We start from the raw sequence: 26,997 nt of genomic DNA, 5'->3' as shown, positions 1-26,997 counted from the left end.
ATACTTGGGAGAAGGGCCATGGCCTACGATGGCGTAACGCAAATATTCAACTACATGGATCAAGTAACGACGCAAATCGTTGCTGAGAATGTAAGTCGAATCATTGGATGGGCCGCGCCGATTGCGGCGCTTGGCCTCACGATCCAGCTCACCATCGACGGCCTCGCTACGCTTTTGCGACCTAGTGGCGAGCCTTTGTCGCAGCTCGTAGAGAAGTTCGTCAAGTATTTTGCCATCGTAGCCATCGCGGGTGCCGGCGGCTTGTATGAAACGAAGCTGGCCAACGCCGCCATTAGCCTCCCGAATGAATTAGCGTCCGTCCTCCTGCTGCAGGGCAGTACAGGCGGAAACGATAGCGCCATCGCGAGCATGATCGACGGCGCCATCGATCATAGTTTGACCGTCATGAGAACCATGTTCGCCAACTCAAGCATCATGAGCAGTACGGGAATCGGTTTTTTTATCCTTGCACTTGTTCTCGTCATGTCAACGTTGTTGATTTGCGGCGTTGGCGCTATCTCTATCCTACTTGCGAAGTTTCTTCTTGCTGTGACGCTCTGTTTCGGGCCGATCTTTATCTTGTTCTTGCTGTCGCCGCCATTGGTGAGCTTCTTCGGGAACTGGCTCGGCTCGGTTTTCAATTACATCCTTCTCATTGCGATGACGGCGATGAGCTTCGGAGTGTTTGTTCATTTTTATGATTTGGCCGTTTCCGCCGCAGCGAAGCCAAATCCAGATCAGGCTGTAATCGGCGCAATCGTCACCGCCGGCATCATAACTGTCATGGCCGTTATGCTCCTAAAGTCCCTGCCTGACCTTGCCGCACGATGGACGAACGGCGTCAGCACAAAACTCGCCCAGCACCTTTCCCAGCCGCGTCTCTCCCCGACCGGCAACGGGGGCGGCAAGGTTAGTGGCGGAGGGAGCGGCGGATCAGGCGGCGGCGCCCGGAGCGGCAGCGGTTCGGGGCCGTCGGGTTCCGCCAGCGGATCTTCCGGAAGTTCCAGCGACGGCGGCGGATACACCTACGCCCGAGGTTCCCAGGGCCGAGGGTCCTATGGTGGCGGCTCATCGCCAGGCGGCGGCAGCTCATCGTCATCATCAAACAGCGGTGGCAGCTCGACGGCATCGAGCAACAGCGGCGGCGCAAACAATGCTTCGGCGCGCGGCTCCCAAGGCTCGCAGAGCCGCTCGTAAAGCAATCTCTGGGGAGGAAGCCATGAACTTTCGCCACATCGCTTTCGGTCTGTTTGCGTTGGCCTCACTGGCTGGGTGCGCCCACGTTACACCGCCGCCCGAGCCAGACATGACCCGGCTCGTGCCCGTCAACAGGACCATTCCCGAAGAGCTGCAGGGCCGTGTCACGCCGCAGCCGCTCACGTCGAAAAATGCAGGAGGAACCGCACGATGATGAATCTGGCTCCTGGAAACTTGGGAAAGGCGGGCGCGACGCCGATCACCGCAAGCGACATTGAGAAGTACAAGGAGGAGCGTCAGGGGCTCGAAGTCGATCTGCTCGATGAAGTCCTGACCTCGCGCAGGCGCGCATGGCAGGTCAGCGTTTCAGCCATCGGCTTCGGGTTCCTCTCGCTTGCCCTCGCAGGCTTCGTCATCTGGCGTTACAGCCAGCCGATACCGGAGCACATGCTGGTCATGGACCCGAAAACAGGCGCGGTCCAGCAGGTATCACTGATGCCAGGTGAAACCACGTCGTACGGCGAGGTTGTCGATAGCTACTGGATCGCCCAGTTTGTCATCCACCACGAAGGCTATGAGTTCTACTCGGCGCAGGCCGACTACGACTTCATCAGCCTCACGGCAACCGGCGAGGTTGCCGACAGGTACCAGAAGCTCTGGAACGGCGCGGACGCCCCGGACAAGAAGCTTGGTGACACCGAAATGACCCGGGTGAACGTTTCGTCTGTCATCCTGGATCGCGACCATGGCATCGCGACGGTGCGTTACTCGACGACCAGGAAGTATCGTGCCCGTCCGGGCGACGAGCCGACGAAATACTGGATCGCGACGGTTGCGTACAGGTACGCGACCAGGCCCATGACCGCGAAGCAGCGATTCATCAATCCGTTCGGATTGCAGGTGCTGGCGTTCAGGCCGAACGCCGAGGCTACGGAGAATTGAGCATGCGCCTTGCAATGATCCCGTTGCTCGCCGCGCTCGCGTTCACGGGCGTGCAGCACGCATGGGCCGTCGGCCCGAAGAAAGATTCTCCGTACGATCATCGCATCAAGTCGGTCACCTACAACCCGATCGATACCGTCGAAGTCAACTGCGTGATCGGGCTCGCGCTGACGATTACTGTCGCGCCTGGCGAGCGGTACGTTACGCACGCCTTTGGTGACCAGGCTGCGTGGGCACTCTCACAGAACGGCAATCACATCTTCGTGCAGCCCACGCAGGCGAACAGCGACACGAACCTGGTGCTGGTTACCGATCGCCGCGTGTATCACCTGCTACTGCACTTCATTGGCTCGAAAAAAGCCGACGATGGCAGTGCCGGCAACACCGCCGAGAGCTTCATCAGGACGCCGTGGGCCATGCGTTCGGCAACGATCGCATTGAACTACACCTATCCGGATGACGATCGCCGCGTGGCGCTCGCGAAGACCAACGCGCAGCGCGTGAAGGATGCACTCGCGACGGCTTCCGATCAGGGCCTGGTGAACATGAGCTACCAGCGGTCCTACGATCCGGCGATGAATGATATCGCGCCCGTCAACGTGTGGGACAACTACCGCTTCACGTCCTTCAAGTTCCTGCCGAACGCCGAGTTGCCGACCCTCACCTATATCAGCGCGAGCGGCAAGGAAACCGTACCTAACGTCCATATCGAAGGGCCGAACCACAACATCATCGTCGCCGAGCTGGTCGCCAGGGAATGGCGTATCCGCTCAGGGGGCAAGGTAATCGGTGTCCTCAACCAGAACTTCAATCCCGCGCTCGGCGCGAATCCTGGCGGCACGGTTTCGCCCAACGTTCGGCGGACTCTCAGGCAGAACAATGGAGATAACCCATGACCGACCGTCACGACACGCCCGAATCCGTACCGGACGGCCGGCAGCCGTTCGTGGCGGGTCCCAGGAGGACTGTTCCAGGGCTCGCCGCCTTTCTTCTGCTGATGGTCGTGCTGGGACTCGCGCTGACCGGTTTTCTCGCGTGGCACGCGCTGCACCCGAAAGCGCCCGACGCGGACCCGGCGAGCTCGAAGCGCGACGAGACGTTCGCCGGTGCGCTACCCCAGCGTCATTTCACCGAGACGCCGGCGAGTGCCCTGCCGGCCAGTGCCCCGGAGCCAGCCAGTGCGCCCGCCATCAGCACGAACGCTGCTCCACATGGCCAGCGACAGGCCTCACCCGAGGAACTCGCGAACCTGCGCCGTCTGGGGCGAAGCCCGGGCGGCGCAGGCAACGCGCAGGGTGCCGGCGCACAAACCGACGCCGGCACAACTGCGTCGACCTCGCCGGGTGGCTCGCCGGTCCACCGCGCGAGCCAGAGCAGTGACACGCTCGACCGGGCCACCACGGCCGCACGGCCGCAAGCCGTCAAGGCAACCATGCTCGCGCACCCGAGCCTCACGGTGCCGAGCGGCGTCATGATCCCGTGCGGCACCAAGACCGAGCTGGACACCACGCAGCCCGGCATGGTGTCGTGCCAGGTCAGCCACGACGTCTATTCGGCTGATGGCAAGGTGAAGCTGGTCGACAAGGGCGCGCACGTCGACGGCGAGATTTCCAGCGGCATCAAGATGGGCCAGAACCGCGTATTCGTGCTGTGGACGCGCGTGCGCAATCCGGATAACACCCTCGTCAACATCGACAGCCCAGGCACAAACGCGCTTGGCAGTTCCGGTATCCTGGGCCAGGTCGACACCCATTTCTGGACCCGGTTCGGCGGCGCCATGTTCATTTCGGTGTTTTCTGACGTGGGACAGGCTCTCGTGCAGCTCGCGGCCAACCGCAATTCCAGCGGCGGCAACACGAATATCAATCTTGATAACACATCGAACACCGGTAACCAGCTCGCGGCCGAGGCGCTGCGCGCGACGATCGACATACCGCCGACGCTGTACGACCAGCAGGGCGACCGCGTGATGATCTACGTTCGCCGTGATCTTGATTTCAGTGACGTGTACACGCTCACCATGGACGAGCCGCAACGATGAACGCTCCCGCAAATATCAGGTATTTCGACAACCGTTCGTTGCTGTCGACGCTGGGGCCGCTCAACGAATATCTGAGCGATCCGGACATCTACGAGCTGCGCGTGAACCGCTTCGGCCAGCTCGTGTGTGCGACCACGAAGGGGCGCGTCCTGCTCGATGCGCCATTTCTTACCCGGTCGTATCTCGAAAAGCTCACGAATACGCTGCTGAATGCCAATGGCCTGCCGCGCCGGCCCGTCAACGACGTGTTGTTGCCGGACGGCTCGCGCGGCGTCATCTGCTGGCCGCCAGCTGTTCTCGAAGGGACGGTGCTGATCGCGATCCGCAAGCACCTGGCCGTCGACAAGTCGCTCGAAGAGCTTGATGCGGAAGGGCGCTTCAGGAAGCTGCAGATCCGCACGTTTGCGGACTCGATGAAGCTCACACCGTTCGAAGAGGAAATGGTTGCCCTGCGCGACAGTGGCGACCATGTGCGCTTTCTCAAAAAGGCCATTGCCGGCAGGTTCAACGTTGCCGTCGCCGGGGCGACCGGCTCAGGCAAATCGACGTTCACGCGCACGCTCCTGAAATACGTTCCGCGCGATGAACGGGTGCTGATACTGGAGGACACGCACGAGGTCGGGTCCGACGATCACGACGAGATCGGCTACCTCGTGTACGGGGAACAGGAAGGGCGTCTGTCGGCACGGGAGTGCCTGAAAACCACCATGCGCCTGTCGCCCGATCGTATTTTCCTGACCGAGCTGCGCGACGACGCGGCCTGGGACTACATCAAGAGCGCGAACACCGGCCATCCCGGCGGCATCTTCTCGACCCACTCCAACAGCGCGGCCGAGACGCCGGGCCGAATCGCGGACCTTGTGAAGTCTTCCGAGGTCGGGCGCATGCTCGACTACGACATGATCCTGCGTACGATCCACGCTACGCTTGACCTGATTATCTACATGAAGGACTGGGACATTGTGGAATTGCTGTACGACCCGCTTTTCAAGAAGCAGAACGCTGCCAGTTGATAGAGGAACCACCCATGCAGATGACCTTTTACGTACTGTTTATGAACCTGGTCTGGCTGATTGCCGCCTGTATCGTGGCGACCATTGCCTTCCGCAAGATCGCGCCGTATCTGTGGGGCCGGCGTCAGGGTGAACCGATCCTCGATCATATCGAACGCGTCAGCCGCGCACAGAAAGAGGAGCATGACTTTCAGGTCAATCTCAACATGACGCCACAGAAAGCGCTTCTCGTACGGTCAACCAACATTGCTGTGCTGATGGGTTTCATGTGTTTCGCCGCTTATGTAGCCCCGAAAATCGGCCCGGAGTTCATGGTGAATTCCGTGCTCTGCTTCGGCGCGTATGTCGCGACAGGCCTTGTCGCCTGTTCGGTTGCCAGTGTGGTGCCCGCCGAACGCTTCGCCGGACTCGACTGGAACAGCCGCCTCAACGTGCGGCTTTATTTCGTGTGGCTCTGGCCGCTAAATGTCATCAAGGCGATCCGTCGCGAACTCTGAGGACTGACATGACCATGACGCAAAAACCTACCCGCAAATCTTCCGCACGTCTGCTGTTGCCGGTCGTCAAGCGAGAGCCGGAAAAGACCAGGCTGCCAGTCAACCTGTCGCAGGAGGTGCACGCCGACCTGCTGGCCTATCAGCGCGCGTATCAGCAAATGAACGATGCCGAAGTGTCACTCGATTTCATCGTCGAGCAAGTGCTTATCCAGCACATGAAGCGTGACAAGGCGTTCCATTCGTGGAAAACGACAAATGGAGGCTCGCAGGGCTGAGTCCGTAAGGTAGCCGGTCGGCACGGGCACATACGCGATCCGAACGTTTGGGCAACGTCACGATATGTTTCCTTCACGCGCTGTTGCATATGCTTGTAGGTAGCCATCATCCGCAGCGATCAGGGCCAACAGGCCGGTCGCGAATTACCGATCGCGAAGCAGGAGCGAACGAGAATGACTGACTACCGATTGCGCCCCGGACTTGAATCTGCTGAAGCGATACTGGATCGGCTCCGCCGGGCCGCCGAGGCGGCCGAAATTGGCACCTTCTACTGCCCTTTGCCGCTCGGCAGGGTCTACTGGAATGCGCGCTGTAAAACGCATTTCTGGCTCGATCCGGATACACCGGATGACGAGATTGACGTCGAAACGTTCTACCGTGCGATTCATCCCCAGGATCGGGAGAGAACCCGTGCTGCCGTTGAATCATCGATCACCAGCGGTACACCCTATGACGTCGAGTATCGAACCGTTTCGCCGCAAGGCGACGTCCGGTGGCTTCGGGCGAAAGGAAGCACTTCTTTTGATGACACAGGGCATGCCGTCAGGTTTGATGGCATCACGATCGACATCTCCACGCAGAAGCGGCTGGAAGCCGATCGGAATGCATTGATCGAGAGTGAGCGTTTGCTGCGGTTCGCTGCCCAATCGGCGAACGAAACGAAGGACGCCTTCATCGCGGCCGTCTCCCACGAACTGAGAACACCCCTGACGGCCATCCTGGCGTGGGCCGATCTTCTGGCGCAGGCCTCGGACGACTCCGGGTTTGTTCAGAACGGCATTTCCGTGATCCGTCGCAACGTCCTGGCGCAGACCCGGCTGGTTGACGATCTGCTTGATGCCAGCCGGATCAGCACCGGCAAGTTCACCGTCGAGCGCGTCCCCGTTGCACTTGCCGACTGCCTCAACGCGGCTCTTCAGGATATCCGGCCGATTGCTGATAGAAAGGGCATCTTCGTCGCGGACCTCGTTGCGGAAGAACCTGACGTATTGGGTGACGGGGCACGGCTTCGGCAGGTCTTCGGGAACCTGCTCAACAACGCCTTGAAACATACGGCGCAGGGCGGAAAAATCCTGCCTTCGCTCGTCGTCGCCGGCAACACCGTCCGCATCAGCATCGCGGACACCGGTGCGGGTATTCCTGCCGACCGGCTGGATGAAATCTTCGAGCCTTTCGTTCAGGTGGAAAGCCCCGTCACACGAGAGCACGCCGGGCTGGGTCTGGGCCTTGCCATCGCGCGCAGCATTGTCGTCATGCACGGCGGCGACATAACGGCCCAGAGCGGCGGAGTGGGACAAGGCGCCACTTTCACGGTCATTTTGCCAACCATTGGGCAGCGTGCGTCGGCAGCCTCTTTCTCGCAGGAAGAGGTGCTGAGCGGACCGACGATCACGGGGAAAACGGTTCTGCTGGTTGAAGACGATGATGACACGCTGGAAGCGCTCGCAATTACGCTCCAGCTCGAGAGCGCCAGAGTGCAGACTGCAAGGTCAGCGAAAGAGGCCCGTAAGACGATCATGCGAGATCCACCCGATGTGATCGTATCGGATCTGACCATGCCAGGCGAAAGCGGATATGACCTGATAAGAGGCTTGCGACAGGACGGCATCCGAACCCCCGCAGTCGCGCTCAGCGGGCATGTAAAGACCGAGGATCAACAAAAAGCACGGGATGCCGGGTTCGATGACTATCTTGGCAAGCCAGTCGATCCCGCGCACCTTCTCGAAGTCGTTACGAAGCTTCTTCGCGGGTGAGACGTCATGCCGGCAGCGCTGACCCGCGGCTCGTTCCTTGCTGATAGCGGCTCGGCGAAGACAGGTTGAAAACAATAAAGATGGTATTGCTGGTAGACGACGAGTCGACCCGCGCATCGTTTAAAGAACTTCTCGAAGCCTGTGGCGAACTGCGGGTGCCGTCTGGCGAAGCGACCGCCCCGGGCGCCGCGGCGCCGCAACGATAACCAGGTTTTCGTGCTGGCTTTGTGGTGTAGGCGCTGTTGACTACCCCTGCTACGCGCTTACGCTGTCTCAGCGTCAACTGACGCCGACATTCGAGGAGACAAAACAATGGAGTGGGAACGCATTATTGACGGAACATATAAGGCGAGGGTCAACGGCTCAAAGGTGGTTTTCGTCGATGGCCCGAAAGAAAGCTTTGCCTACTGGGCCATTTACCAAACCCTGGAAGGGTCGTTTTTCAGGCTCGTGATCGATCACGACGGGGAGACGGTCCTGCAGTGCGCGCCATTGTCGGATGAAGAGACACGGACATTGCTCGAACAGCATGCGCCTCGCCTCGTTGACCTGTACTTCGGTGCGTGGTGGGCTAGCTGACCCGGCGATCGCACTCATCGTGAGGTTGGCTGCTCCCGGTACTCGTCCTGAATTGCACTGATGCGCTGATGCCCGGTGAGCGAAAGTCGAATTTCTCGCGCACCGGCTGCTTTTCCAGCTCTCCAGCAAACATGTATTTCGTTTTTCGCTCGCCACCGTCACGTGGACTTTTGTAAGGTCCCCGTGCAAGAATCCAGGAACACAGTCATCGGAAGCCGAACGCGAAGACGAGAAATGGACCAAACCAGCACGAATATGACAGCGCCCATCCTTTGCGGCGACTCTACAGTCCTGTTTTCGGTCTACGGCTTCGGTTGGGGATACTGCGCTTTTTCGCTACCTTGTGAGGTCGTTTGCGAAAAACTCGGCGCTGCGAATCGCACCCCAAGGCAATTGATGCTGGCCTTCGAGCTTGGCAAGCGCCGACTACTGGAGGCTGCGCAGGCGAAAGCCGTCCACGGCATGGGTGGACGTATACCGCTGTCTGCCACTGACCTGTAGCGCAGGACGATTCAGCGCTCGCTTGCGGAAGCACATCGCGCGATCGGCTATACCTCGCTATCTTGTTGAGTGCTGCCAGGGGTCGGTCGCCTCTGAAATGCCAATCAAAGCGTCAGTACCCGACCCAAGGTGCACACGCACCTTGTTTTTGCGAAGGTCCGCCCGGAGCCACATTTGCGGTCCGCGGCACCCGGTTACCAAGCATCACCGGACACATCCGCGAACCTGCTGGCAATAGTCGGAGCAACGCTCTCGTCAGTGCGACCGGGATATCTCGAGGTCGCAAGCAAATCGCGGCTCGTCAGCACGCGCCGAAATTGAAGTTGAACGGCGTCGGGTCGCCGGCATGGCAATGCATCGGGTGTCGAACACGACACCCGAAATGCGTACTCCCTATTCGCCAACCGTGAAGCGCGCGCGCTCGTGTGCCGGCGTTTTCAGTTCATTGACCAGAGCAACTGCGTAGTCCTCGAAGGAGACCCAGTTCTCGCCCTGCTCGTCCACGAGAAGGTTGCGTCCCGTGCCGCTTGATCAGGATCTGGTGGCCGGGGCTCGCTCGGTCCTCGCCAAACATCGCGACCTCGGAGGGCACGTTGAAATCTTCCAATGGAAAGCTACTCGCGACTGCTACGGCAACCTGCTTTTTGAAAAGAACGGATGAACTGTAAAAGTCAGGCAGCGCGCACAACCGTGTACGCAACGACCCCGCCCAAAAGGCGTCCAGCATGGCGGGAAATCCCTGGGTATTTGTCTAGTTTTTGAGTCACTTTCTTCCTAACATATCGTTGCCGGGCCTGATTCCCCGGAAGCGTGTTTACGCGGACCCGCTGATGGACGTTGTGCGGCGGGTTCTTTTCCTTTTTTGTTTCCCGCGTCAACACCAACCGCGCCCACGCTGTCGCAATTGATTGCAATGGGCGCGATCTGAAGCGTGCTCCGCGCTCAACCAGCGGCCCGTCGTACCTCCTGCGCCCTACCACGCAGAAGACCCAAAAAAAGCAATGGGCGCTTCGTAGATTCGTGGGGGATGGATTTCGCTTCGCGACCCTCAAGGGACGATGGCCGCAAGTCGGCCCGATCGGCAGGTGCAGGCTGCACAACGGTCATTTGCTCCCTGACCGGCATACAACCCTGAATGGAGCCGCCTCGCGCTCGGGGCAGGCGCCGATTAAATTCCGTAACTCGCTCCATCGCTCCATCGCTCCATTGCTCGTTCCCCCGGACCACTCGAGCTGAAGGGCCGCCGTCAAATCCAGATCGGTGTGCACTGACTGTCGGTCTGGTTGAAGATTCAGCCACCAGGTTAGCGCCAGATCCTTTACGTCTGCAAGGTTGCGGCAATCATTCTTTCATTCAGCACCGCTAAAGTCGCAGCAGCCGTCCCCACGTTGTGCCATACAGAGAGCCATAGAATCCAACCGGTTTCTTCACAATATTCGGAGTCTGTACATGCAAACATTTATCCTGCGGCCCGCGATTGCCCTCACCCTGATTGCCGCTGGCGTGGCTGCACAAGCGGCCCATGCGAGCCAGTTCCAGCCCGGCAATCTGGTCGTCAGCCGCGGCGTGTACGACAATAAGTCGAGCAACGTTCAACCGGGCACGGTGCTGCCGCCGAATTGCGCGAGCACGCAAGGCGGCTGCGCGGCAGCGACCGGAGCGACGAACGACGGTACCTTTCCGTACGTGTTTAACAACGCGCTCTATGACTCGAGCTTCGGCATCACTGCACGAGCGTTCCTTGACCAGATCACGCCGGATGGCCAACCCGTCAACACGCTTGAGGTGCCGAACAGCATGAATCCGGGCCAGGGTGGCGACCAGATGGTGACGAGCTTCTCGTCCAAGTCGGAAATGGCGCTGAACCGGTCGACGGACGGCAAGTACCTGACATTCATGGGCTACGTCGCTCCGGTCAACACGATCGATGTGTCCAACTCGAACACGCCGGGCGCGGTCGATCCGACCAACCCGGTCGGCGAGAACGTCTATCGCGCAGTGGCGCGTGTCGATGAGAACGGCCAGTTCAAGTTCACGGAAACCAACGCGTACAGCGGTAACAACGGCCGTGCCGCGATCCTCAACAACAGCAACGGCCAGAACATCATCTACACGTCCGGCAACGCAGGCAACGGCGGGAACCCGCAGCCGAACGGCATTGTGCTCGGCGCCGGCGCGCAGGTGATGGACGGATCGAGCCAGCACGAAGCGCAGCAAACGCCCGGCACACCGACGCCCATCGGCAGCTTTTCCGTTACCGAACTCGGCGCGAAGGCCGACAAGATCGGCAAGGACGACAACTTCCGCGGCCTGACGATCTTCAACAACGTGCTTTACTACACGAAGGGCAGCGGCGGCAACGGCGTGAACACCGTGTACTTCCTCGATACGACGGGTACCGCATGCCCGAATGGCGTGGGCGTGCCGGCGCCGAATGCGACGCTGCCGACCCAACCGCTCACGTACAGCGCCGCCACGCTGCAGGCCAACGGCCTGCCGAGCAACATGTGTGTGCTCCGCGGCTTCCCGACTACGTCGAACAAGACGACGAATCCGACACACTTCCCGTTCGGTCTGTGGTTCGCGGATGCGAATACGTTGTACGTGGCAGACGAAGGCGACGGTGCGGGCGGTTCGACCCTGTACACGCATGCGGCGACGCAGACGCTCGCCGGTCTGCAGAAGTGGGTGTACAACGCGACGACGCAGGCCTGGGCGCTGGCGTACACGTTGCAGAACGGCCTGAACCTCGGCCAGCCGTACACGGTGAACGGCTATCCGACTGGGACGAACATGGCAACCGGTCTGCCGTGGGCACCGGCAACCGACGGCCTGCGTAACCTGACGGGCCAGGTCGAGAGCGACGGCACCGTGATGTTGTGGGCGATCACGTCGACCGTCAGCGGCAGCGGCGACCAGGGTGCGGACCCGAACAAGCTGGTGGCGATCCGCGATTTGCTGAAGAACACGACCGCTCCAGGCGCCCAGGAACAGTTCGTCACGGTGCGTAGCGCAGGGTTTGCGGAAGTGCTGCGCGGCGTATCGTTCACGCCGACGCACTAAAAGCCGGCATGGGTCGCATGACGGTCCTGGCTTGACGCGACGGCGGCCCGGATGCGGTCGGCCGAGTTCGTGCCCGAAGCGACCCCGGAAATCTCTGCCGCTCCTCCGGATGGGCATGAAACAAGCGCCCTCCCACTCTGATCCTGGCACCCTGGGATGCTGCTCACGCGGCACGGGTACCCTGGTCGACGCGAGACGGACAATCAGCGCATACTTCTCCGCACCACTGCTTCAGATAGCAGGAGCGAATCATGACGCCCCGGCTCGCGAATTTTTTCCTCCTGGCGATAATGCTGGTCGGAATGCTCGACGCGTTGACCGGCTGTGTGGGGAACGCCGTCGCACCCTCGCCTTCCGCGAGCGCCCCTGCGCCAGGGATTCCTGCCGGTGCGCCTCCCGCTGGATTATTCAAGATCTGCAAGGGGCAGACGTACGCGCTCTGCGCGACGGCCAGCTGTACGGTGATAAACCAGGTGGCCTACTGCAAATGCGACGTCAAAGAGGGGGACAGCATCAGTTTGCCGCTGCGGATCGACGGCGAGGACGTCTGCTCGATAAATGCCAACGGCGTCGACAACGGGTACATGGTGAGCACATTCAGCTTGCCGGAGTCCGTGGTTGCGCCGAACGGCCATCGTGCGCTCTATACCTGTCCAGCGGGGTCCACCGGCGGCTACGCGCAATGCGACGGCGGCATTTGCTTCAGCAGCAGCAGCGGCAGCTCGTTCCCCGGGTTCGACAGGCAGCTCGGAAGCACGGACATCATCTGCGCGTGTCCGATAACCCAGGCTCAGGGATCACCAGTCGGCTACCAGATCGCCGGTCCCTATCCCTGCGCCGATTCGTATTTCCGCTACTGCAACAGCCAGACCGCCAACACCAGCACGGGCTCGACGGTCAAGGTCGGCGCCCCGACAGGAACGGCCAGATTCCTGGCCCTGCAGCTCAACGGAAACGTGCCGAAGTTGAACGAGTGCCGCGCGCCCTCTCAGTAGCCGCGAGAGCATAACCCGGCCCGGGCGTTGTCACGTTGAGGTGCTGGCAACGCAGTAGAGGAAGCACATCTGCTCAGAAAGCCTTACAGCGAGCATCCTTGATGCAACGGGCGAAGCCTGTGCCAAACTGATCGCACCAGCGCCGGATCGTTTCATAACTGACCACGACGCCGCGCTTGAACAGCAACTCTCCAACGACGCGCAGATTCAACTGAACCCACGCTAATTAGGTATGCTACTGAACACTGTGACGGCCAGTGGGGCAACGAACTGTAGCTCGACCCTTAGCTGGCGCTCGAGTCGTCCCTCAGGGCCGTTGTCAGAGCCTTAACCGACCATCGCTCACGGGTAGATCTGGTGTGCGCCACGTCAGCCTGTCGCTGTAGCCGCTCCACCATCGGTTCATTCACGGTCGCGCAATGAGCGGAGATCTTTCTAGCTGATGTAAAAGATCGCAGCAGAAAGTAGAAGCCGCGTCACGCAGCACTAACGGCTGAGATCTCGCGAGATCATCGCGCTACCCCCCTCGTCATTCCCCTCAATACTCTGTCCGCGTCGTCGAGGACCATCATGGTCTTATCCATGATCGGCGGCCTGAGCGTCACTTCGAGCATCACCTGATTTTCGGACTTCCCTCCTGTCCCACGCTGTCCTTTTGGATCCCAACATAATCTACGGACGGAAAGCGATACGCACGCTTACACACAACCGACTTTCGGACACGCGCGGGATACGCTCATCCGCTCAAATACGCCCATCACGAGTAGGACAGCGCCGCCGCAAATACTGGGCTTGCCTGGAAAATTTGCTGCCGCACTATGGTTGGGCGTGTTCTTCGTGCTGGGCCATTTGACGTCCGGATTGCGTGCATGCTTGCGGCGTACGGCGTTGTCTGACGCGCGGTTACCACCCTGTGGTGGCGTGGGTTGGCCATCAGCACGGCAACTGCTACCCCGATTGTCGGGGGATGTGAGTTAGCCGAAAATTTTCCCTTGGACATCAAATAGTGAGAACGCCAATGACCATGCTTATCAAGACGCTTGCTGCAGTCGCAGCCGGTATCGTGCTGGCCACAAATTCCTTCGCCCAGGCACCCGGGAAGTCCGCGTCGCCTCACCGTACGCCGCCATCGATATCGAGCCCCCACCCAAACTGATTGTAGACCCCACGCCGCTTCCCGCAGGACTGGCCCACGGCATCGTCTGGATCCAATATCGGGTGGAGAACGTGCATATCGTGCCGGTGTTCGGGGCAGCCGCGCTCAACGTATCTCCACGGATCGGGCATCTGCACGTACACGTTGACGACCTGCCTTGGGGCTGGGTAGAAGCGAACGACGTCAATACAATCAGCGTGGCTGGCCTGCCACCCGGTCAGCACAAGATGCTTGTCGAGTTGGTCGACGCTCAACACCACCTATTCGCTGGGTGCACGGAGTGCAGGAAGACGGTGACGTTCACGGTCCCAGAGGCAGCATCTCACTCACACTGAAGGTGATAACAAGAGCCTCTCCGCTAGTCCGCCGGGAATGAAGTCCGACGCACCCTGTGTTTTCGATCTGGCTCGCTGTCGGACATCGGCGTCGATCCGATTTATCGGATGGCGCAGGAGGATACCCTAGCGCGGCGTTACGCGACGGACAGCACTTGGCGAATCCCCCGACTTAGACTTAAGAGCCTTTCGACGTTGCCATAATTCGGAGGTCAGGCCGTTCCTGAGACATGCACCGTACTGCATTAAAAACTACTACAGCACAAAGATGGATCCATGCGACTACTGGCGCTGCCATCGTCCCAGTCGCGACCCGCGTCCGTCCATGACCGTTCTACTGCGCTGCTGAACCGTCATCTGGATGGCGCGAGCAGCGCCGACGCGAGTGTTGCTTTGTGGCCGTCGTCTGCCTCATGCAACCGGTATTACGAGCGTTAACGCCAACCCTGATCTTCGATGGACAAGGGTGCAAAGCATTTCATTTTGCACTCACAGCCGGCGCGTGGACTTTTGTAAGGTCTCCGTGCAAGAATCCAGGAACACTGCCATCGAACAGGAACGCGAAAAGCAATGGACCAACCCGGTACGAATTTGACTGCGCCCATGATTTGCAGCGACTCTACTGTCTTGTTTTCGGTCTACGGCTTCGGTTGGGGATACTGCGCCTTTGCGTTACCTTGTGAAGTCGTTTGCGACAAACTCGGCGCTGCGAATCGCACCCCAAGGCAACTTATGCTGGCGTTTGAGCTTGGCAAGCGCCGACTGTTGAAGGCTGCGGAGGCGAAAGCAGTCCACGGCATGGGTGGACGCATACCGCTGTCTGCCGCTGACCTGTAGCGCAGGACTGCAATTCCGTGGTCGCTGCACATAGTCGGTCACTGGCGGGAGTCGCCACAGCCGAGCGTCAGCGACGGGCCAAAAGCTTTGTGACCGACTGCTTTCGCGCGCATCAGCACTCGGGCGCGGACAGTTGAATTCCAAGTCCGATATGTCCTTGAAAGTCGATCGTCACCCCACAGCCGAGATGCGCGACATCACGTCTTTGACGAGTGTGATTACGGAGGACTCGCGGACGGCTGCGATCTAGCGTTTTCGTGCAACCGCCTGAAGCACTGAATCGCCGTCGCGGGTCAGGCGCGGACGCTGACGTCCGGACGCGAGTTGTTCCAGCGCGACCAACTGTTGCTCCAGCAGGGTGTCAAGTTCTTCGCGGTTCAGGTCAATCTGGTCAGGCGCGGCCTTGACCAGCATCAAGGTGGCAAATTCGTGAGGGCTCAGCATGTATGCCTCTCTCCATTTATCTGGATTAGCATTGTCTGGACGCACTAACTGCTAAAATTCGATTTTTCGCAGCCAAGTTTGGATGGTAAGTCAGAATTGAACCCAATGCCAGACGAAATGATTAGGGCCGCTGCACATCTTTTGTCGGACATAGTTGCACCGCCTTGCACGTGCGTCTGAAACGTATTCTCAGTCTGTGCCCGCTGATGGCTGCTGTTTGGGCTTTTCAATGGCTTGTGTCATGCCATGTTGCGAAAACAGCCACACTAAACAGCCGCTGCAAAAAGGCGTTGCTGTCGATTCGGACAAAAAATCGGACACGGTTGGTTCAAATACCAATACTTTTAGCCGCTATCTTTTCATTGTCCCGACAGGCGATGATTAGGTTTCCCGGACAATTCATGGATAATCCGATTCTGAGATGGTCGAAGTTTCCTTGATGGAAGCAGGCGATGAATTGCTGCAAGCTTGCCGTTGCGCGCGGAGGGAAATCGAAACGGATGTGCGCCTGATCGCCGCGACCGATCGCGATCCCGAGCAGGCGGTGCTGGAAGGCAAGCTGCGGCTCGACCTGTATCACCGGCTCAACGTGTTTCCGATCAGCCTGCCGCCGCTGCGCGAGCGCGGCAAGGACGTCGAACTGCTCGCGCAATCGTTCCTCGACGATCTCAACGAGCAGCGCGGCACGAAGAAGCACTTTCCGCCCGCCGTGCGCGAGATGCTGCTGTCGTATCCGTGGCCGGGCAACGCGCGCGAGCTGAAGAATTACGTGCACCGCGCGCACATCATGTCGAGTCCGGACTCGGACGGCACGGCCACCGTGCCGCTGCAGATCTCGCTGTCGAAGCTGACGGCGGGCACCGCGATCACGATTCCGTTCGGCACGTCGCTGGCGGAAGCCGACCGTCAGCTGATTCTCGCCACGCTCGAGCAGTGCAGCGGCGTGAAGACGCGCGCCGCCGAGCTTCTCGGCGTCAGCCTGAAGACGCTCTACAGCCGGCTCGTTGAATATCGCGAGGCGGGCAGCTTGGAATGCGATGACGTCGACGACGAGATCGGAACGCGTTTTTGCAGAGGTGCAGCGCCAGCGGGTCGAGACCGGATCGAAAGCTCGGCGAACAAAGCCCGGTCATGCAGATGCATTGCGCAAGCCTCACAGCATTCGGATCAGGTATCCTGATGAACGTCTGGCGACACACTGACGTGAGTGCTCGATGTATGTTTCCGTCCCCGGGACGATTCCGGAAGCACAGCTTCGCGACGTTGAACCTTGATTTGGGCAGGCGCGGTGCATGCTAAGCGGACATGTTGGGCCGAGTCAGTCATCGGACTGAACGGCCAATTGATGACTCCGGCAAGGTTTACCTCCAAAGGAACGCGATGGCTCAGACTGCGCGCCGGTCCGAAGAGTGCGATCGTCCTTTCAAGGGATCAGGCGCTGAGGTGTCACTCAATGCCGCCGCCGCGCTGCTCGACCGCTACGCTCATGCGGTCTCCGACCGCGCCGTCGGCTGGGTCCCGGCGCCGGCGCTCCAACTGGCGTGGCTGGACTGGGCTCTCAACCTGGCGCGCTCCCCTGGCAAACAGTACACGCTTTGGCATCAGTGGGCACAGACGTTCCTGCGACTGACGCCCTCCTTCAAATCTGATTCCGTCGGCGGTACCGCGGACCCAAACCACACCGATGATCCGCGTTTTGCTGATCCCGCCTGGGCAGGCTGGCCATTCAATCTGCGGCGCGATGCGTTCTTCGAGACGGAGTCATTCTGGCAGAACGCCACCACGGGTCTGCACGGTGTCACGCCGCACCATGAGCACATGGTCAGCTTCGCCGCGCGGCAATGGACGGATATGCTTTCGCCCAGCAATTGCTGGTGGCTCAACCCGGAAGTACTCCGCGAGACGATGGAGACGGGCGGGCGCAATTTCATCGAGGGCGGGCGTCGCTGGCTGGACGACCAGCAGGAAGTGCTGGCCGGTTACAGCCCGCGTACCTCGCCGCGGCGGTGCATTGCACACTGCGTGGGACAGCATGTCGCGATCACGCCCGGCAAGGTGGTGTATCGCAACGAACTGATCGAACTCATCCAGTATGCACCGCAAACCGCAACCGTATGGCCAGAACCGCTGCTCATCGTACCGTCGTGGATTCTGAAGTACTACATTCTCGACCTGTCGCCGCATAACTCGCTTGTACGCTATCTGGTGGAACGCGGTCACACGGTCTATATGATTTCCTGGAAAAACCCTCGCGAGGACGGTCGCGACCTCGGGCTGGATGATTATCTTGAGCGCGGCATCTTCGATGCAATCGCGCAGGTGTGCCAGCCAGGCGGAGCCGCCTCGGTTCATGCAGCGGGCTATTGCCTGGGCGGGACACTGCTTGCCATTGCGGCAGCGGCGCTTGAACGCGACGGCGCGATGCCTCTCAGGACGATGACGCTTTTCGCAGCGCAGACTGATTTCAGCGAGCCGGGTGAACTGGGCCTGTACGTCGGATGGAATGAACTTGCGGATATTGACGCACTCATGTGGGATCAGGGCTATCTCGACGGTGCGCAAATGGCACGTGCCTTTCAGTTGCTCCATTCGCGCGACCTGATCTGGTCGCGGATGATGCGGGAATATCTTCTCGGCAAACACACCGTGCCCACAGATCTGATGGCGTGGAACGCGGACACGACGCGCCTGCCATACCGGATGCACAGTGAGACGCTGCGAGAGCTGTACCTGCGCAATGCGCTGGCTGAGGGGCACTACCACGTGCAGGGCCGCGCAGTGGCGCTCGCCGATATCCGGCTGCCGACGTTTGTCGTCGCCACCGAACGGGACCATGTGTCACCGTGGCGCTCGGTATATAAGCTACATCTAATGAGCAACGCGGAGATCAGTTTCCTGCTCACCTCGGGAGGGCACAATGCGGGCATTGTCTCCGAACCCGGACACCCTGGGCGTCGCTATCGCTTCAGCACGCGCGACAAGGATGCACCCTATCTGGACCCGGACGAGTGGCACGCGCAAGCGCCCGTGCGCGAGGGCTCGTGGTGGCCGCGCTGGCAAAACTGGCTCGTGACACATTCCAGCGAGCGGATCGCACCTCGTGCGGCGCCGGTCGAATCGGTGCTGTGCGACGCGCCGGGCACTTATGTACTCGAACCCTAACCAGGAGTCCAGGGTTCAAGATTTGCCCCCAGCCTGATACGGCGCTGATGTGTGCGTGTGCGGCTGTCGTTAGATGCGAGAGCGCGCGCCGATATTCCGGCGCGGTGGCGACGCCTTCGAAACAGTTCCGGCTTCGTTCGGTGTTGTTCACGGCGGGCTATACCGTCGGGCATGAACGTGTTCGATGATGAACGCGCGCCCGGAGTCCGTCGCCGAGAAGCACAGCTTCAGCGGCGCGCGGAAGAATCTCCAAGTTTGCCTCCCGCGCGTTCTATGAACCGAATTTCGAAACTGGGAAGGCCATGGGTCGCAAGCGGCGATTCGCCCGCGATCGCGGGCTTTTGGAGGTCATGGGCGGCGGTGGACGGTCACTGGTTCCCTGCGACGGTCACGTTTACCTTTAGCCCAGGCTATCTGGAAGTCAGTCCGCTGAACAGGAACGGCTTCTATGACAAGTGAGTTGGTCTTTTCGTCGGTGACAAGATCGCGCCGGAAATCGGCCAGCCCTGTGGGCCGATCATCATTGCGCATCGTGCCAGAGTGTTCTTAAGTACCGACCTGAAGGCGCGGGTTTTCCGCGCAGGGTATCGATACGCTGCTCATGGTGAGCATCTCGTCGACCAGCGTGGTCCTGTCGTCGGTTGGGTACACGAACTGGCGTGTTTCGTCACGTCTTAAAAGCGATTCGCCGATACAATTTTTTACATTCTCTCAACCGCACGCCCTTCGAGCCTCCTGGCCCCCAAACGAAGACAAACGAAAGCAGCCCTTCACGGGATTTTCTCATTTCAATACTTACCTCTCGTAGGGCACGGCCGTGCCCACCAACTTACGAGGCGAATAATGGACAAAATGAGGAAGTGGTTTGGAGTCGGTGCAATCTTCAGCGCGAGCGTGCTGGCGTTCGCGAGCATGGCCGCAACTGCGCAGGATGAGAATGGCAATCACCACCAGCAGTACACGCACGTTTTGCTGATCAGCGTGGACGGGATGCATGAGGCCGATCTGGTCAACTACATCAAGACTCACCCGAATTCCACCTTCGCGAAGCTGGTCCAACATGGCGTCGAGTACACCCATGCTTCGACCTCGAAGCCGTCGGACTCGTATCCTGGGCTTCTGGCCTTTGCGACGGGGGGGAGCCCTCTGAGCCACGGCGTTTTCTATGACGATACTTACGACGCGACCCTCTTCCCGCCGGGCAGTAATTGCACCGGCACGCCTGGCACTGAAGTGACGAACTTCGAAGCACTCGACTGGGATCTCACCAAGCTGGACGGCGGATCGGCACCGGCCGGCGCGACGTTTGATCCGCGAAATCCGCACATCAATCCCGAGAAGCTCCCGCTGGCAAAGACCTCCAGCGGCTGCGAGAAGGTCTGGCCGCATCTATATCTCAAGAACAAAACGAACACGATCTTCGAGATCATCCATCAGGCTGGCCTACGCACCGCGTGGTCGGATAAGCACCCGGCCTACGAGATCGTCAACGGGCCGTCGGGGACGGGTCTGGACGAACTCTACGCACCCGAGATCAACTCGACCTCGCTGCAAGCAAATGGCTTTCCGAACGCACCCTCGGACGCCGATTGGACCGCCGATCCCATATATACCCGGGCCTACGACGGCTTCAAGGTCAAGGTTGTCCTGAACTGGATCCATGGGCTGGATCAGACCGGGACGAAGCAGGTCGGTGTACCCACAATCTTCGGCATGAACTTTCAGGCTGTCAGCGTCGGACAGAAGGTCACGGTGGCCATGGAAAGCGGCTCCACGACCCGTGGTGGCTATGTCGACGCAGCCGCGACCCCGACAAAGCCGTTGGCGCAATCGCTAGACTTCGTCGATGCCTCTCTGAGCCAGATGTATGAGGCGCTCAAAGCGAGCCATCTCCTGCAGTCGACGCTGTTCATCGTCGGAGCCAAGCACGGCCAGTCGCCGATCGACATCAAGAAGCTTCATATGCTGAACGGCTCCACGAACGCCTATGCCACAGCTGACGTGACCGACGTCGCCGATCTGCTCGCCAGGAACAGCATATCGGTCGCCCAGGAAACGGCCGACGACGTGTCGCTCATATGGCTCGCAAACCACAGCGATGCGGGAAACGCAGCATCGATCCTCAGCAAGGACCAGGCGGGCGCCAATTCCACCCACATCCAGACCCTCTATGACGGCGCAACCTTGAAGGGGATCTGGGGCGATCCCATAGGGGGCCGTGTTCCCGATCTCATCATCCAGCCGATACCGGGGACGATTTACAGCAAGAGCGCGGCAAAGCTGGCCGAGCACGGCGGCCTCGCCGCTGACGATACGAACACGCTGTTAGTGGTCTCCAATCCGAAGCTGGAGAAAAAGGTCGTCGATATGCCGGTGACCAACATGCAAGTGGCGCCGACCATTTTGAAGGCGCTCGGCCTCGACCCAGACAAGCTGGTGGCCGTTCAGCGTGAAGGTACTAAGGTCCTTCCGGGACTCGTCCAATAGGAACGACGCTTCGGAGTAACGGCTATGAAAGCGCCGGCGGTCACTTGTAGCTTCGGGCCGTCGGCGTGGCGTATTCATGGAGAGCCGGCGTCACGACGGGAATGTTCGTTGAGCCCAAGCGAATTCAAAGATTTCCCTACTGATGCAATCGCAGAGTCACTGCCCGTTCATACACGACGAGGTCAGAATCCTCCATAGGCACCAACTGGCCTGAACCTCTTCATCGATCTTTCGTCTCACCCGAGCATCCTGCAAAGGACACGCGGTAGTCGATTGTGTCGGGCATCGGCATGACTTGTCCGGACGCCATTGCTGCATGCGCGCCATCGTCGTAGGCAGCCAGTGGTTGAAGTCCGTATCCCTCACTTCATTCGATATACTAACACATATTAATTTGGCAATCAGAGACCTGGAAACAGAAACCCCGATCACCTGTCAGCCCCGCCCGGTGTGGCGCTTTCGGATCGGATTACGACGCTCGACGTTGACGTAACCGGTAGCCCAATCACGCGCCCCGTCAGTTCGTTAATTTCAGGACCGGGAACGGCCGGTAGCCGTCTTGCGCAATGACTTTGCACGGCGCTGCCCGACTTTCGTTGCCCAGAGAAATCGGGCGACTCAAGGCGCTGCCTGATACCGTCAAGTCTCGCTGTCAGTTGTAGCCCAGGATCGCGGCCGTCGCGACATCAGTTCGGTCACTTGGGTTGCCAGCAAGCAAGACGGTCGGCTCGTGTAGCAGCAATCGATACGACGGCACGTAAGTTTCGCTCGCTGACACCGCGTCGCCCTGCGGGACCTCCTGCGCGCTGCTATTCTCGGGGTAGTTCATGAAAGCCTCCTGAATGATCTGTCTTGCAAATGGATTGATTCAAAAGCATGAACGACGTGTGTGCTTCGTCGCTCGCGTTGTACTTCGATAGAGGGCTTCGGATCTGCTCGTGATGTCGATCACCTTTACCCGATTTGCCCTATCGCGGCAGCCTGCCGCCGGTTCGGGCCCGATACGCAAATTCAGCAAGTTCCTTTAACGTCGAACCGAAAGCACCACGAAGCGCGTAGCTCGCTGCTACGAAGGACCATTCGCTGGCATGTTGCAGACGGAGCGGGTTACGTGCGGTGCGCTCCATCCCTACGAGCAAGCAAATCGACCAGTAATATTACATCACATTGTGACATTTTAAGCACCTGGCGTTAATACGGGGCCGGCCGGTGCACTTTGCGACCATCTCGAGTTCAGCGTTGTAGCACGCGTCCAACTGGAGCGCGTATGTGATCCGGGAATGCCACCGCACTCCCGTTCGTGAGCGGCAGTGAGAGCACCGCCTCGACGCGCTACGTCCCTTTTGACGCGCCCAGTCGCGACCATCCGGTCAGCGTGAGGAACTGTACCGATTTGCTCGCGCGACGCGCATCGATGACGGGTCTGGCACAACATCGCGGCCCTCGACGTTGTTACCGGCGCTGAATTCGCAGACGGATCCATCGATATCAAAGGACTACCACCGGGATAGCCGCCCGTGAGATGCGTGTAGCCAAACAGGCCGGTCGTCGTGTGGCCGAACAGATTGCCCGCTGCGTGCCGGTTGCGATTGGTGCGTTCAGCCCCCGCTCGCACTGGTCGCATCCGCCGCACATTTGGTGAACGGCACGACCACACGGCCTCCCTTCTTCAGCGCGGTATTTTCCCTGCCGACCTCGACCACTTCGCCCATGAATTCATGGCCTATGATGTCGCCAGACTGCATGCCGGGCCTGAATCCATCAAAGAGGCGAAGATCGGAGCCGCATATGGCACACATCACCTTGATGATCGCATTGCGCGGATCTTCGATGACCGGATCGAGCACGGTGTCGCATCGAATACCCAACTGTACGGCGCGCAGGTCATCGGGAACCGCGCCGCCGACTACCACGCGCTCGAAGTCCAAGGTGTGCTTGAGTCGGGCAATGCCGGTGGGTCGGATCGTGCGGCCATCCGATCACCGCGGCGACAGCAGCGGGTGCCGCCCTCCTCGCGTCAAGCGCGGGACTTTTGGATTCGTGAATCTGTGCCGCCGCCAATCCACAGGCGGACCAAATACCGGCCGGCGATCCCTCGGCGGCGACGCACCGTGCTGCTTATCGAACACGCCCTGACAGGCGACAAAAGAAAGGCTATCCTGCGAATCGATCAGCAGGCCATGATTGTGCTCGGCTCCGTATTTGATTGGCACTCCAACCCAATAACAGGCGCACCCACCTCAAAACGCACGGAACTGCAGCCGCGCTATATTCGTTCATAACCGGAATCTTCACGTGCGAAGTGCCGCCCGCGTGCCTCTCGCATTTTCGACTGCGAAAGGTACGCGCACGTGCAACGGGGAACCATTTGGCCCAGCTAAGGCGCGTAGAATGAGAGAATCCGCGCGTTGTTGTCTCGGATCGACGGTTGGCAGTGAACTCGCTGTTGGCGCTGCACATCGGCAGTGCCCGTTGAAAACATCCGACCCAACGCGGTAGCGTCGGTTCACACGTCAAGCCCGGCGCGAGCATCGTCGTGCAACAGGGCATTCTATGCTGCCGCCATTTGCGTCCTCGGATCCCTTCACGATCGGAGTCGAACTTGAAGTTCAGGTCGTCAATACCCATGATTACAATCTGACGAAGGCGGCGACGGAGTTGCTGAATCGGGTGAGAGACCAGAACTTTGTTGGGGCAATCAGGCCGGAGACGACAGAGGGTATGATCGAGTTGTCAACAGGCGTGTGCCGGAGTTTCGACCAGGTGAAGAGCGAATTGCAGGTCCTTCGCGATACGCTGGTTCGGGCAGCCGACTTTCTGAATGTCGGGGTTTGCGGTGGAGGCACAAATATTTTCCAGAACTGGTACGACCAGCGTTCTGATGGGCGCGAACGTTCCGAATACCTGATGGGATTGTATGGGGCTCTCTATCAGCAATTCACGATCTTTGGCCAACACGTGCATATAGGCTGCTCAGACGCTGATTCGGCGCTCGTTCTACTGCATTCGCTTTCGCGTTACGTTCCACACTTCATCGCCTTGGCTGCTTCCTCGCCGTATGTACAGGGAAGCGATACACAGTTCCAGTGTGCCCGACTGAATTCGGTCGCCCCGTTTCCTTTGTCTGGGCAAGCACCTTTCGTGACGAGGTGGTCCGAATTCGAACATTATTTCGATCGCATGGCGGTCACGGGTCTCGTAAAAAGTCTGAAAGACTTTTACTGGGATATACGTCCAAGCCCGGGCTACGGCACGATTGAAGTACGTGTCATGGACACACCGCTGCGGGTGGAATGGGCCGCCGCAATCGCCGCTTATATTCAAACAGTCGCGTGTTATTTGCTAGTTGAAAAGCCTTTGCGTCTCAGTGAGCGGGACTATGAGGTATACCGGACAAACCGGTTTATGGCGTGCCGATTCGGGCTCGATGGAGTATGTCTGAACCCGCAGACCGGGCATCGCGGTCCGATTCGAGGCGAAATTCTTGCCACGTTGGAAGCAATCGCTCGCCATGCGCGGACTCTGGGCGCGGAAGAAGGACTTGATATCATCAAGCGCACTGTGAGTGATGGTTTCAGCGATGCCATGTGGTTGCGCCGCATTTACGCCGCGAATGACTCGTTGCATGAAGTCGCCCGCCAGCAATGTCAGATCTGGCGTGGTGCGCAAATGCCGGAATAGACGTGGGTGTTTGCGATTCCGGTGTTTCTCCAATCTATGCGCGCGATCATGTACGATCGAAAACTATGCGGCGCGTCAGTCGATCAGCCTGGAAGGAGCCATCTCCTGGCAAGATCTACGAGGCTCAGAACGACTTCAAAACAGATTAGCCCGATTACATACCATTCCAGTTTGTGGATTTTCTTGTTCTCCACAATATCCGCCAAGGTTTGCACGGTATCCGAAATCAGAGTCAGTTTGCGCTCTAACGCTGCGTGACGCTCGTGCAGCTCAAATTCGTCTTCGAGGGCGGCATACAGGCCACCAAGGGCAGGAAAGTCCCACAGGATTTCCGGTTTGTCACCGATCTCTGCACGGCCAACCATGCGGTGTTCGATCAATATCAGATTGCCTATTTTCGAAAAAAGTGATTTCGAATCCGCACTCACCTTTCCCGAATTCGCCAGCTCCAGGGCAACGGGGGCAATCCCATCGAATTTACCCGCGACCTCTTTCTCATACAGTGACAGGACGAGGCTCTTCCCGAGCACGTCCGCGATTATCTGTATCTTCTCCAACGTGACCTTGTCCACCGACAGGGCGTCGCTCTGCACCCCCGCGTTGGATCTTCCACTGTAGATGTCGAGTTCTTCGACCTCGGGGCTGTCGTAAGCGTTGGTTATGATGGTTTTGAGGGAATCAATAAAAGCTGTTTCATCGTTGGTACCCACGCCAAAAAATACAACGACACCATAACGGAACAGAACTGCTACGCCGTCGTCAGACCCGACGGTCAGTGTCAGCGGCGTGGTGCCCATCGGATTGGCGATCTTATAGTTTTTCAAATCAAGCCGGTCTCCAATCAGGCGCGCGCGGGCTTTTACGTGTTGCCGGGAGTCGAAAGCGAGCTGGTTCATGTTCTACCTACCAATCCGGTTCATCTCTCTACATGCGCTTCGACCCATTGGCGTGCGGCTTTCCCAGGCGTTGGCGCTGTTACAACCTGCCTATCGTGACCGTCTTCCAGCGATCATCGTACCTCGACATCGCCGGGCTCCACAGTGACAGACATACCGTTCGCGCTGAGTTCTTCACCGACGTCAATCTTCCGACGGGCACGAATGAAGATTTTCTTCCGTCCAGTTCCGGTACGCAATTGGGATTGCATGAATGGATAATCCATCGTGCGCTGTTGCCACCGATGGCACCGTCGATCAGAAATGAAGCTCAGAGCTGCCTCACAAACGTCGACCGTGAGTGTCGGCTCAGGCCGACGCTGCCTGTCGGCTCACGCCGGATGTAGAACCCTTTGATCTACCCTCTCGCTTGCTGGCCGATTACGCGCGCAAGGATTGACAGATCATAGAACGGATATACCTTTCTTCAGGTTAAGCTGGTCGAAGGACAATAGGACAATACGAGCGTGACCAAAGTAAACACAACTCTCCCACCAGGCCGCAGACAGGAGGCTAAGACTCAAGCCACGCACCGCCAGCTGAATCAAGGTCGATGTGAGCCCTGCGCGATCGCTCTACGAGCAGGCCATTGAACTGAGCCACAAAGCCGCGGCACACAATCTCGGGCTTTTCTGGGAAGGCCTGTGGGGCGCGGACGACAACGGATTCCTTCCGGACCGCACGAAGGCCATGCAGAGCTATCGACGCGGTGGAGATGACAAAATTTGCCAACGCCGCCTGGAAGCGCTGCGTTGAGGTCCTGCCGCCCGCCGGTCGTGCGGTTGGCAGCTTTCACGCGGCACCCGACGGATATTTCGCATCAGTTGATCAAGGCAAGGTTACGGAGTAGCGACTCTCCGTCCTCCGTGATGCGAGGGCGTACTGCTCCGCCCGCAAGTCGCTCCAGTGCGACAAGCTGGCGTTCAAGCAACGCGCGATCAGCAATGTGATCGGCGGAGTCCTTGACCAGCTGCAATGTTGCGAATTCGTGGGCGCTCAACACGGGATGCTGCTGATGCAAAGAAAGAAACGCCGGTCGTCAGGTTTTCCGGTGACGGGGATTCGACGCAGAGTCCGAAGTACCTGAGCCGGCTCCTACAAG

Annotated in this window: 22 protein-coding genes and 5 pseudogenes; 20 read left to right on the top strand and 7 right to left on the bottom strand. The window is 59.3% G+C overall.

The window, feature by feature from the left end:
- Positions 1-18: 18 nt before the first annotated feature.
- The 11 genes from VSR68_RS30245 to VSR68_RS30200 all read left to right on the top strand — a co-directional run bounded on the left by VSR68_RS30245 (position 19) and on the right by VSR68_RS30200 (position 8,800).
- Positions 19-1,197: a type IV secretion system protein gene (locus VSR68_RS30245; RefSeq protein WP_342943348.1), complete on the top strand. Its 1,179-nt coding sequence runs from the start codon at positions 19-21 to the stop codon at positions 1,195-1,197.
- Positions 1,154-1,411, top strand: a complete 258-nt coding sequence (locus VSR68_RS42925; protein ID WP_428983620.1) for a hypothetical protein — start codon at positions 1,154-1,156, stop codon at positions 1,409-1,411. The genes VSR68_RS30245 and VSR68_RS42925 overlap by 44 nt, the downstream gene beginning before the upstream one ends.
- Positions 1,408-2,139 (top strand): type IV secretion system protein, encoded by a 732-nt coding sequence (locus tag VSR68_RS30240; protein WP_342943347.1) that lies wholly within the window; start codon positions 1,408-1,410, stop codon positions 2,137-2,139. Before VSR68_RS42925 ends, VSR68_RS30240 begins: the two co-directional genes overlap by 4 nt.
- A gap of 2 nt (positions 2,140-2,141) precedes the next feature.
- A complete protein-coding gene (locus tag VSR68_RS30235) occupies positions 2,142-3,035 on the top strand; it encodes a TrbG/VirB9 family P-type conjugative transfer protein (protein ID WP_342943346.1) in 894 nt (297 codons plus the stop codon).
- Complete coding sequence (virB10, locus tag VSR68_RS30230) at positions 3,032-4,180, top strand: type IV secretion system protein VirB10 (protein WP_342943345.1); 1,149 nt, start codon at positions 3,032-3,034, stop codon at positions 4,178-4,180. Before VSR68_RS30235 ends, virB10 begins: the two co-directional genes overlap by 4 nt.
- 38 nt (positions 4,181-4,218) lie before the next feature.
- Positions 4,219-5,193, top strand: a complete 975-nt coding sequence (locus VSR68_RS30225) for an ATPase, T2SS/T4P/T4SS family (protein ID WP_342943344.1) — start codon at positions 4,219-4,221, stop codon at positions 5,191-5,193.
- A 14-nt stretch (positions 5,194-5,207) separates the two neighbouring features.
- The gene (locus VSR68_RS30220; protein WP_342943343.1) at positions 5,208-5,690 is read left to right on the top strand and encodes a hypothetical protein; all 483 of its coding nucleotides are present in this window, start codon (positions 5,208-5,210) and stop codon (positions 5,688-5,690) included.
- A gap of 8 nt (positions 5,691-5,698) precedes the next feature.
- On the top strand, positions 5,699-5,965 hold the full coding sequence (locus VSR68_RS30215; protein WP_342943342.1) for a DUF2274 domain-containing protein: 267 nt from the start codon (positions 5,699-5,701) through the stop codon (positions 5,963-5,965).
- A 174-nt stretch (positions 5,966-6,139) separates the two neighbouring features.
- On the top strand, positions 6,140-7,720 hold the full coding sequence (locus VSR68_RS30210; RefSeq protein ID WP_342943341.1) for a hybrid sensor histidine kinase/response regulator: 1,581 nt from the start codon (positions 6,140-6,142) through the stop codon (positions 7,718-7,720).
- A gap of 312 nt (positions 7,721-8,032) precedes the next feature.
- A complete protein-coding gene (locus VSR68_RS30205; protein WP_342943340.1) occupies positions 8,033-8,299 on the top strand; it encodes a hypothetical protein in 267 nt (88 codons plus the stop codon).
- A 234-nt stretch (positions 8,300-8,533) separates the two neighbouring features.
- Positions 8,534-8,800, top strand: coding sequence for a hypothetical protein (locus VSR68_RS30200; protein WP_342943339.1), 267 nt, complete (start codon positions 8,534-8,536; stop codon positions 8,798-8,800).
- Positions 8,801-9,193: 393 nt separating this feature from the next.
- Here VSR68_RS30200 and VSR68_RS30195 read toward each other — a convergent pair.
- A pseudogene (locus VSR68_RS30195) lies at positions 9,194-9,310 on the bottom strand (NAD(P)-dependent oxidoreductase); the annotation flags it as partial.
- Between the two features lie 939 nt (positions 9,311-10,249).
- Here VSR68_RS30195 and VSR68_RS30190 point away from each other — a divergent pair.
- Together VSR68_RS30190 and VSR68_RS30185 are read left to right on the top strand one after the other, a co-directional pair.
- Positions 10,250-11,863, top strand: a complete 1,614-nt coding sequence (locus VSR68_RS30190; RefSeq protein ID WP_342943338.1) for a hypothetical protein — start codon at positions 10,250-10,252, stop codon at positions 11,861-11,863.
- Positions 11,864-12,114: 251 nt separating this feature from the next.
- Positions 12,115-12,858 carry a hypothetical protein gene (locus VSR68_RS30185; protein WP_342943337.1) on the top strand — a complete coding sequence of 248 codons (744 nt, stop codon included), beginning with the start codon at positions 12,115-12,117 and terminating at the stop codon, positions 12,856-12,858.
- An 82-nt stretch (positions 12,859-12,940) separates the two neighbouring features.
- On the opposite strand, the pseudogene VSR68_RS30180 reads toward VSR68_RS30185, so the two are convergent.
- A pseudogene (locus tag VSR68_RS30180) lies at positions 12,941-13,072 on the bottom strand (IS6 family transposase); the annotation flags it as partial.
- 770 nt (positions 13,073-13,842) lie between these two features.
- Here VSR68_RS30180 and VSR68_RS42920 point away from each other — a divergent pair.
- Entirely contained in the window at positions 13,843-14,349 is a 507-nt protein-coding gene (locus tag VSR68_RS42920) for a DUF6130 family protein (RefSeq protein ID WP_428983628.1), read from the top strand.
- Between the two features lie 1,083 nt (positions 14,350-15,432).
- On the opposite strand, the gene VSR68_RS30175 is transcribed toward VSR68_RS42920, so the two are convergent.
- Positions 15,433-15,630 (bottom strand): hypothetical protein, encoded by a 198-nt coding sequence (locus VSR68_RS30175; RefSeq protein WP_342943336.1) that lies wholly within the window; start codon positions 15,628-15,630, stop codon positions 15,433-15,435.
- A gap of 484 nt (positions 15,631-16,114) precedes the next feature.
- Between VSR68_RS30175 and VSR68_RS30170 the strand changes: the two are divergent.
- The 4 genes and pseudogenes from VSR68_RS30170 to VSR68_RS30155 form a co-directional block, all read left to right on the top strand.
- Positions 16,115-16,681: pseudogene (locus tag VSR68_RS30170) on the top strand (helix-turn-helix domain-containing protein); the annotation flags it as partial.
- 329 nt (positions 16,682-17,010) lie between these two features.
- Positions 17,011-18,792 (top strand): PHA/PHB synthase family protein, encoded by a 1,782-nt coding sequence (locus VSR68_RS30165; protein WP_428983619.1) that lies wholly within the window; start codon positions 17,011-17,013, stop codon positions 18,790-18,792.
- Positions 18,793-19,191: 399 nt separating this feature from the next.
- Positions 19,192-19,498 (top strand): annotated as a pseudogene (locus VSR68_RS30160) (cysteine hydrolase); the annotation flags it as partial.
- A 137-nt stretch (positions 19,499-19,635) separates the two neighbouring features.
- The gene (locus VSR68_RS30155) at positions 19,636-21,279 is read left to right on the top strand and encodes an alkaline phosphatase family protein (protein WP_342943334.1); all 1,644 of its coding nucleotides are present in this window, start codon (positions 19,636-19,638) and stop codon (positions 21,277-21,279) included.
- Positions 21,280-21,931: 652 nt separating this feature from the next.
- Here the strand turns inward: VSR68_RS30155 and VSR68_RS30150 are convergent.
- Both VSR68_RS30150 and VSR68_RS30145 read right to left on the bottom strand, forming a co-directional pair.
- Positions 21,932-22,108 carry a hypothetical protein gene (locus tag VSR68_RS30150; RefSeq protein WP_342943333.1) on the bottom strand — a complete coding sequence of 59 codons (177 nt, stop codon included), beginning with the start codon at positions 22,106-22,108 and terminating at the stop codon, positions 21,932-21,934.
- 624 nt (positions 22,109-22,732) lie between these two features.
- Positions 22,733-23,162, bottom strand: a pseudogene (locus VSR68_RS30145) (alcohol dehydrogenase catalytic domain-containing protein); the annotation flags it as partial.
- A gap of 228 nt (positions 23,163-23,390) precedes the next feature.
- On the opposite strand from VSR68_RS30145, the gene VSR68_RS30140 reads away from it, so the two are divergent.
- A complete protein-coding gene (locus VSR68_RS30140; protein ID WP_342943332.1) occupies positions 23,391-23,561 on the top strand; it encodes a hypothetical protein in 171 nt (56 codons plus the stop codon).
- A 271-nt stretch (positions 23,562-23,832) separates the two neighbouring features.
- On the top strand, positions 23,833-24,960 hold the full coding sequence (locus VSR68_RS30135) for a YbdK family carboxylate-amine ligase (RefSeq protein ID WP_342943331.1): 1,128 nt from the start codon (positions 23,833-23,835) through the stop codon (positions 24,958-24,960).
- 83 nt (positions 24,961-25,043) lie between these two features.
- Here the strand turns inward: VSR68_RS30135 and VSR68_RS30130 are convergent, their stop codons facing one another.
- Both VSR68_RS30130 and VSR68_RS30120 read right to left on the bottom strand, forming a co-directional pair.
- The gene (locus tag VSR68_RS30130) at positions 25,044-25,856 is read right to left on the bottom strand and encodes an RMD1 family protein (RefSeq protein ID WP_342943330.1); all 813 of its coding nucleotides are present in this window, start codon (positions 25,854-25,856) and stop codon (positions 25,044-25,046) included.
- A gap of 859 nt (positions 25,857-26,715) precedes the next feature.
- Positions 26,716-26,898, bottom strand: a complete 183-nt coding sequence (locus VSR68_RS30120) for a hypothetical protein (RefSeq protein WP_342943329.1) — start codon at positions 26,896-26,898, stop codon at positions 26,716-26,718.
- Positions 26,899-26,997 lie beyond the last annotated feature (99 nt).

The sequence above is a fragment of the Paraburkholderia phymatum genome, from assembly GCF_038900715.1.
Classification (GTDB): domain Bacteria; phylum Pseudomonadota; class Gammaproteobacteria; order Burkholderiales; family Burkholderiaceae; genus Paraburkholderia; species Paraburkholderia phymatum_A.
This window is presented reverse-complemented; position numbering and strand designations above follow the sequence as displayed.

Coding starts and splice junctions, on each gene's coding strand:
- VSR68_RS30245 (WP_342943348.1), top strand. CDS start 19: ATGGCCTACGATGGCGTAACGCAAATATTCAACTACATGGATCAAGTA.
- VSR68_RS42925 (WP_428983620.1), top strand. CDS start 1,154: ATGCTTCGGCGCGCGGCTCCCAAGGCTCGCAGAGCCGCTCGTAAAGCA.
- VSR68_RS30240 (WP_342943347.1), top strand. CDS start 1,408: ATGATGAATCTGGCTCCTGGAAACTTGGGAAAGGCGGGCGCGACGCCG.
- VSR68_RS30235 (WP_342943346.1), top strand. CDS start 2,142: ATGCGCCTTGCAATGATCCCGTTGCTCGCCGCGCTCGCGTTCACGGGC.
- virB10 (WP_342943345.1), top strand. CDS start 3,032: ATGACCGACCGTCACGACACGCCCGAATCCGTACCGGACGGCCGGCAG.
- VSR68_RS30220 (WP_342943343.1), top strand. CDS start 5,208: ATGCAGATGACCTTTTACGTACTGTTTATGAACCTGGTCTGGCTGATT.
- VSR68_RS30215 (WP_342943342.1), top strand. CDS start 5,699: ATGACCATGACGCAAAAACCTACCCGCAAATCTTCCGCACGTCTGCTG.
- VSR68_RS30210 (WP_342943341.1), top strand. CDS start 6,140: ATGACTGACTACCGATTGCGCCCCGGACTTGAATCTGCTGAAGCGATA.
- VSR68_RS30205 (WP_342943340.1), top strand. CDS start 8,033: ATGGAGTGGGAACGCATTATTGACGGAACATATAAGGCGAGGGTCAAC.
- VSR68_RS30200 (WP_342943339.1), top strand. CDS start 8,534: ATGGACCAAACCAGCACGAATATGACAGCGCCCATCCTTTGCGGCGAC.
- VSR68_RS30190 (WP_342943338.1), top strand. CDS start 10,250: ATGCAAACATTTATCCTGCGGCCCGCGATTGCCCTCACCCTGATTGCC.
- VSR68_RS30185 (WP_342943337.1), top strand. CDS start 12,115: ATGACGCCCCGGCTCGCGAATTTTTTCCTCCTGGCGATAATGCTGGTC.
- VSR68_RS30175 (WP_342943336.1), bottom strand. CDS start 15,630: ATGCTGAGCCCTCACGAATTTGCCACCTTGATGCTGGTCAAGGCCGCG.
- VSR68_RS30165 (WP_428983619.1), top strand. CDS start 17,011: ATGGCTCAGACTGCGCGCCGGTCCGAAGAGTGCGATCGTCCTTTCAAG.
- VSR68_RS30155 (WP_342943334.1), top strand. CDS start 19,636: ATGGACAAAATGAGGAAGTGGTTTGGAGTCGGTGCAATCTTCAGCGCG.
- VSR68_RS30150 (WP_342943333.1), bottom strand. CDS start 22,108: ATGAACTACCCCGAGAATAGCAGCGCGCAGGAGGTCCCGCAGGGCGAC.
- VSR68_RS30135 (WP_342943331.1), top strand. CDS start 23,833: ATGCTGCCGCCATTTGCGTCCTCGGATCCCTTCACGATCGGAGTCGAA.
- VSR68_RS30130 (WP_342943330.1), bottom strand. CDS start 25,856: ATGAACCAGCTCGCTTTCGACTCCCGGCAACACGTAAAAGCCCGCGCG.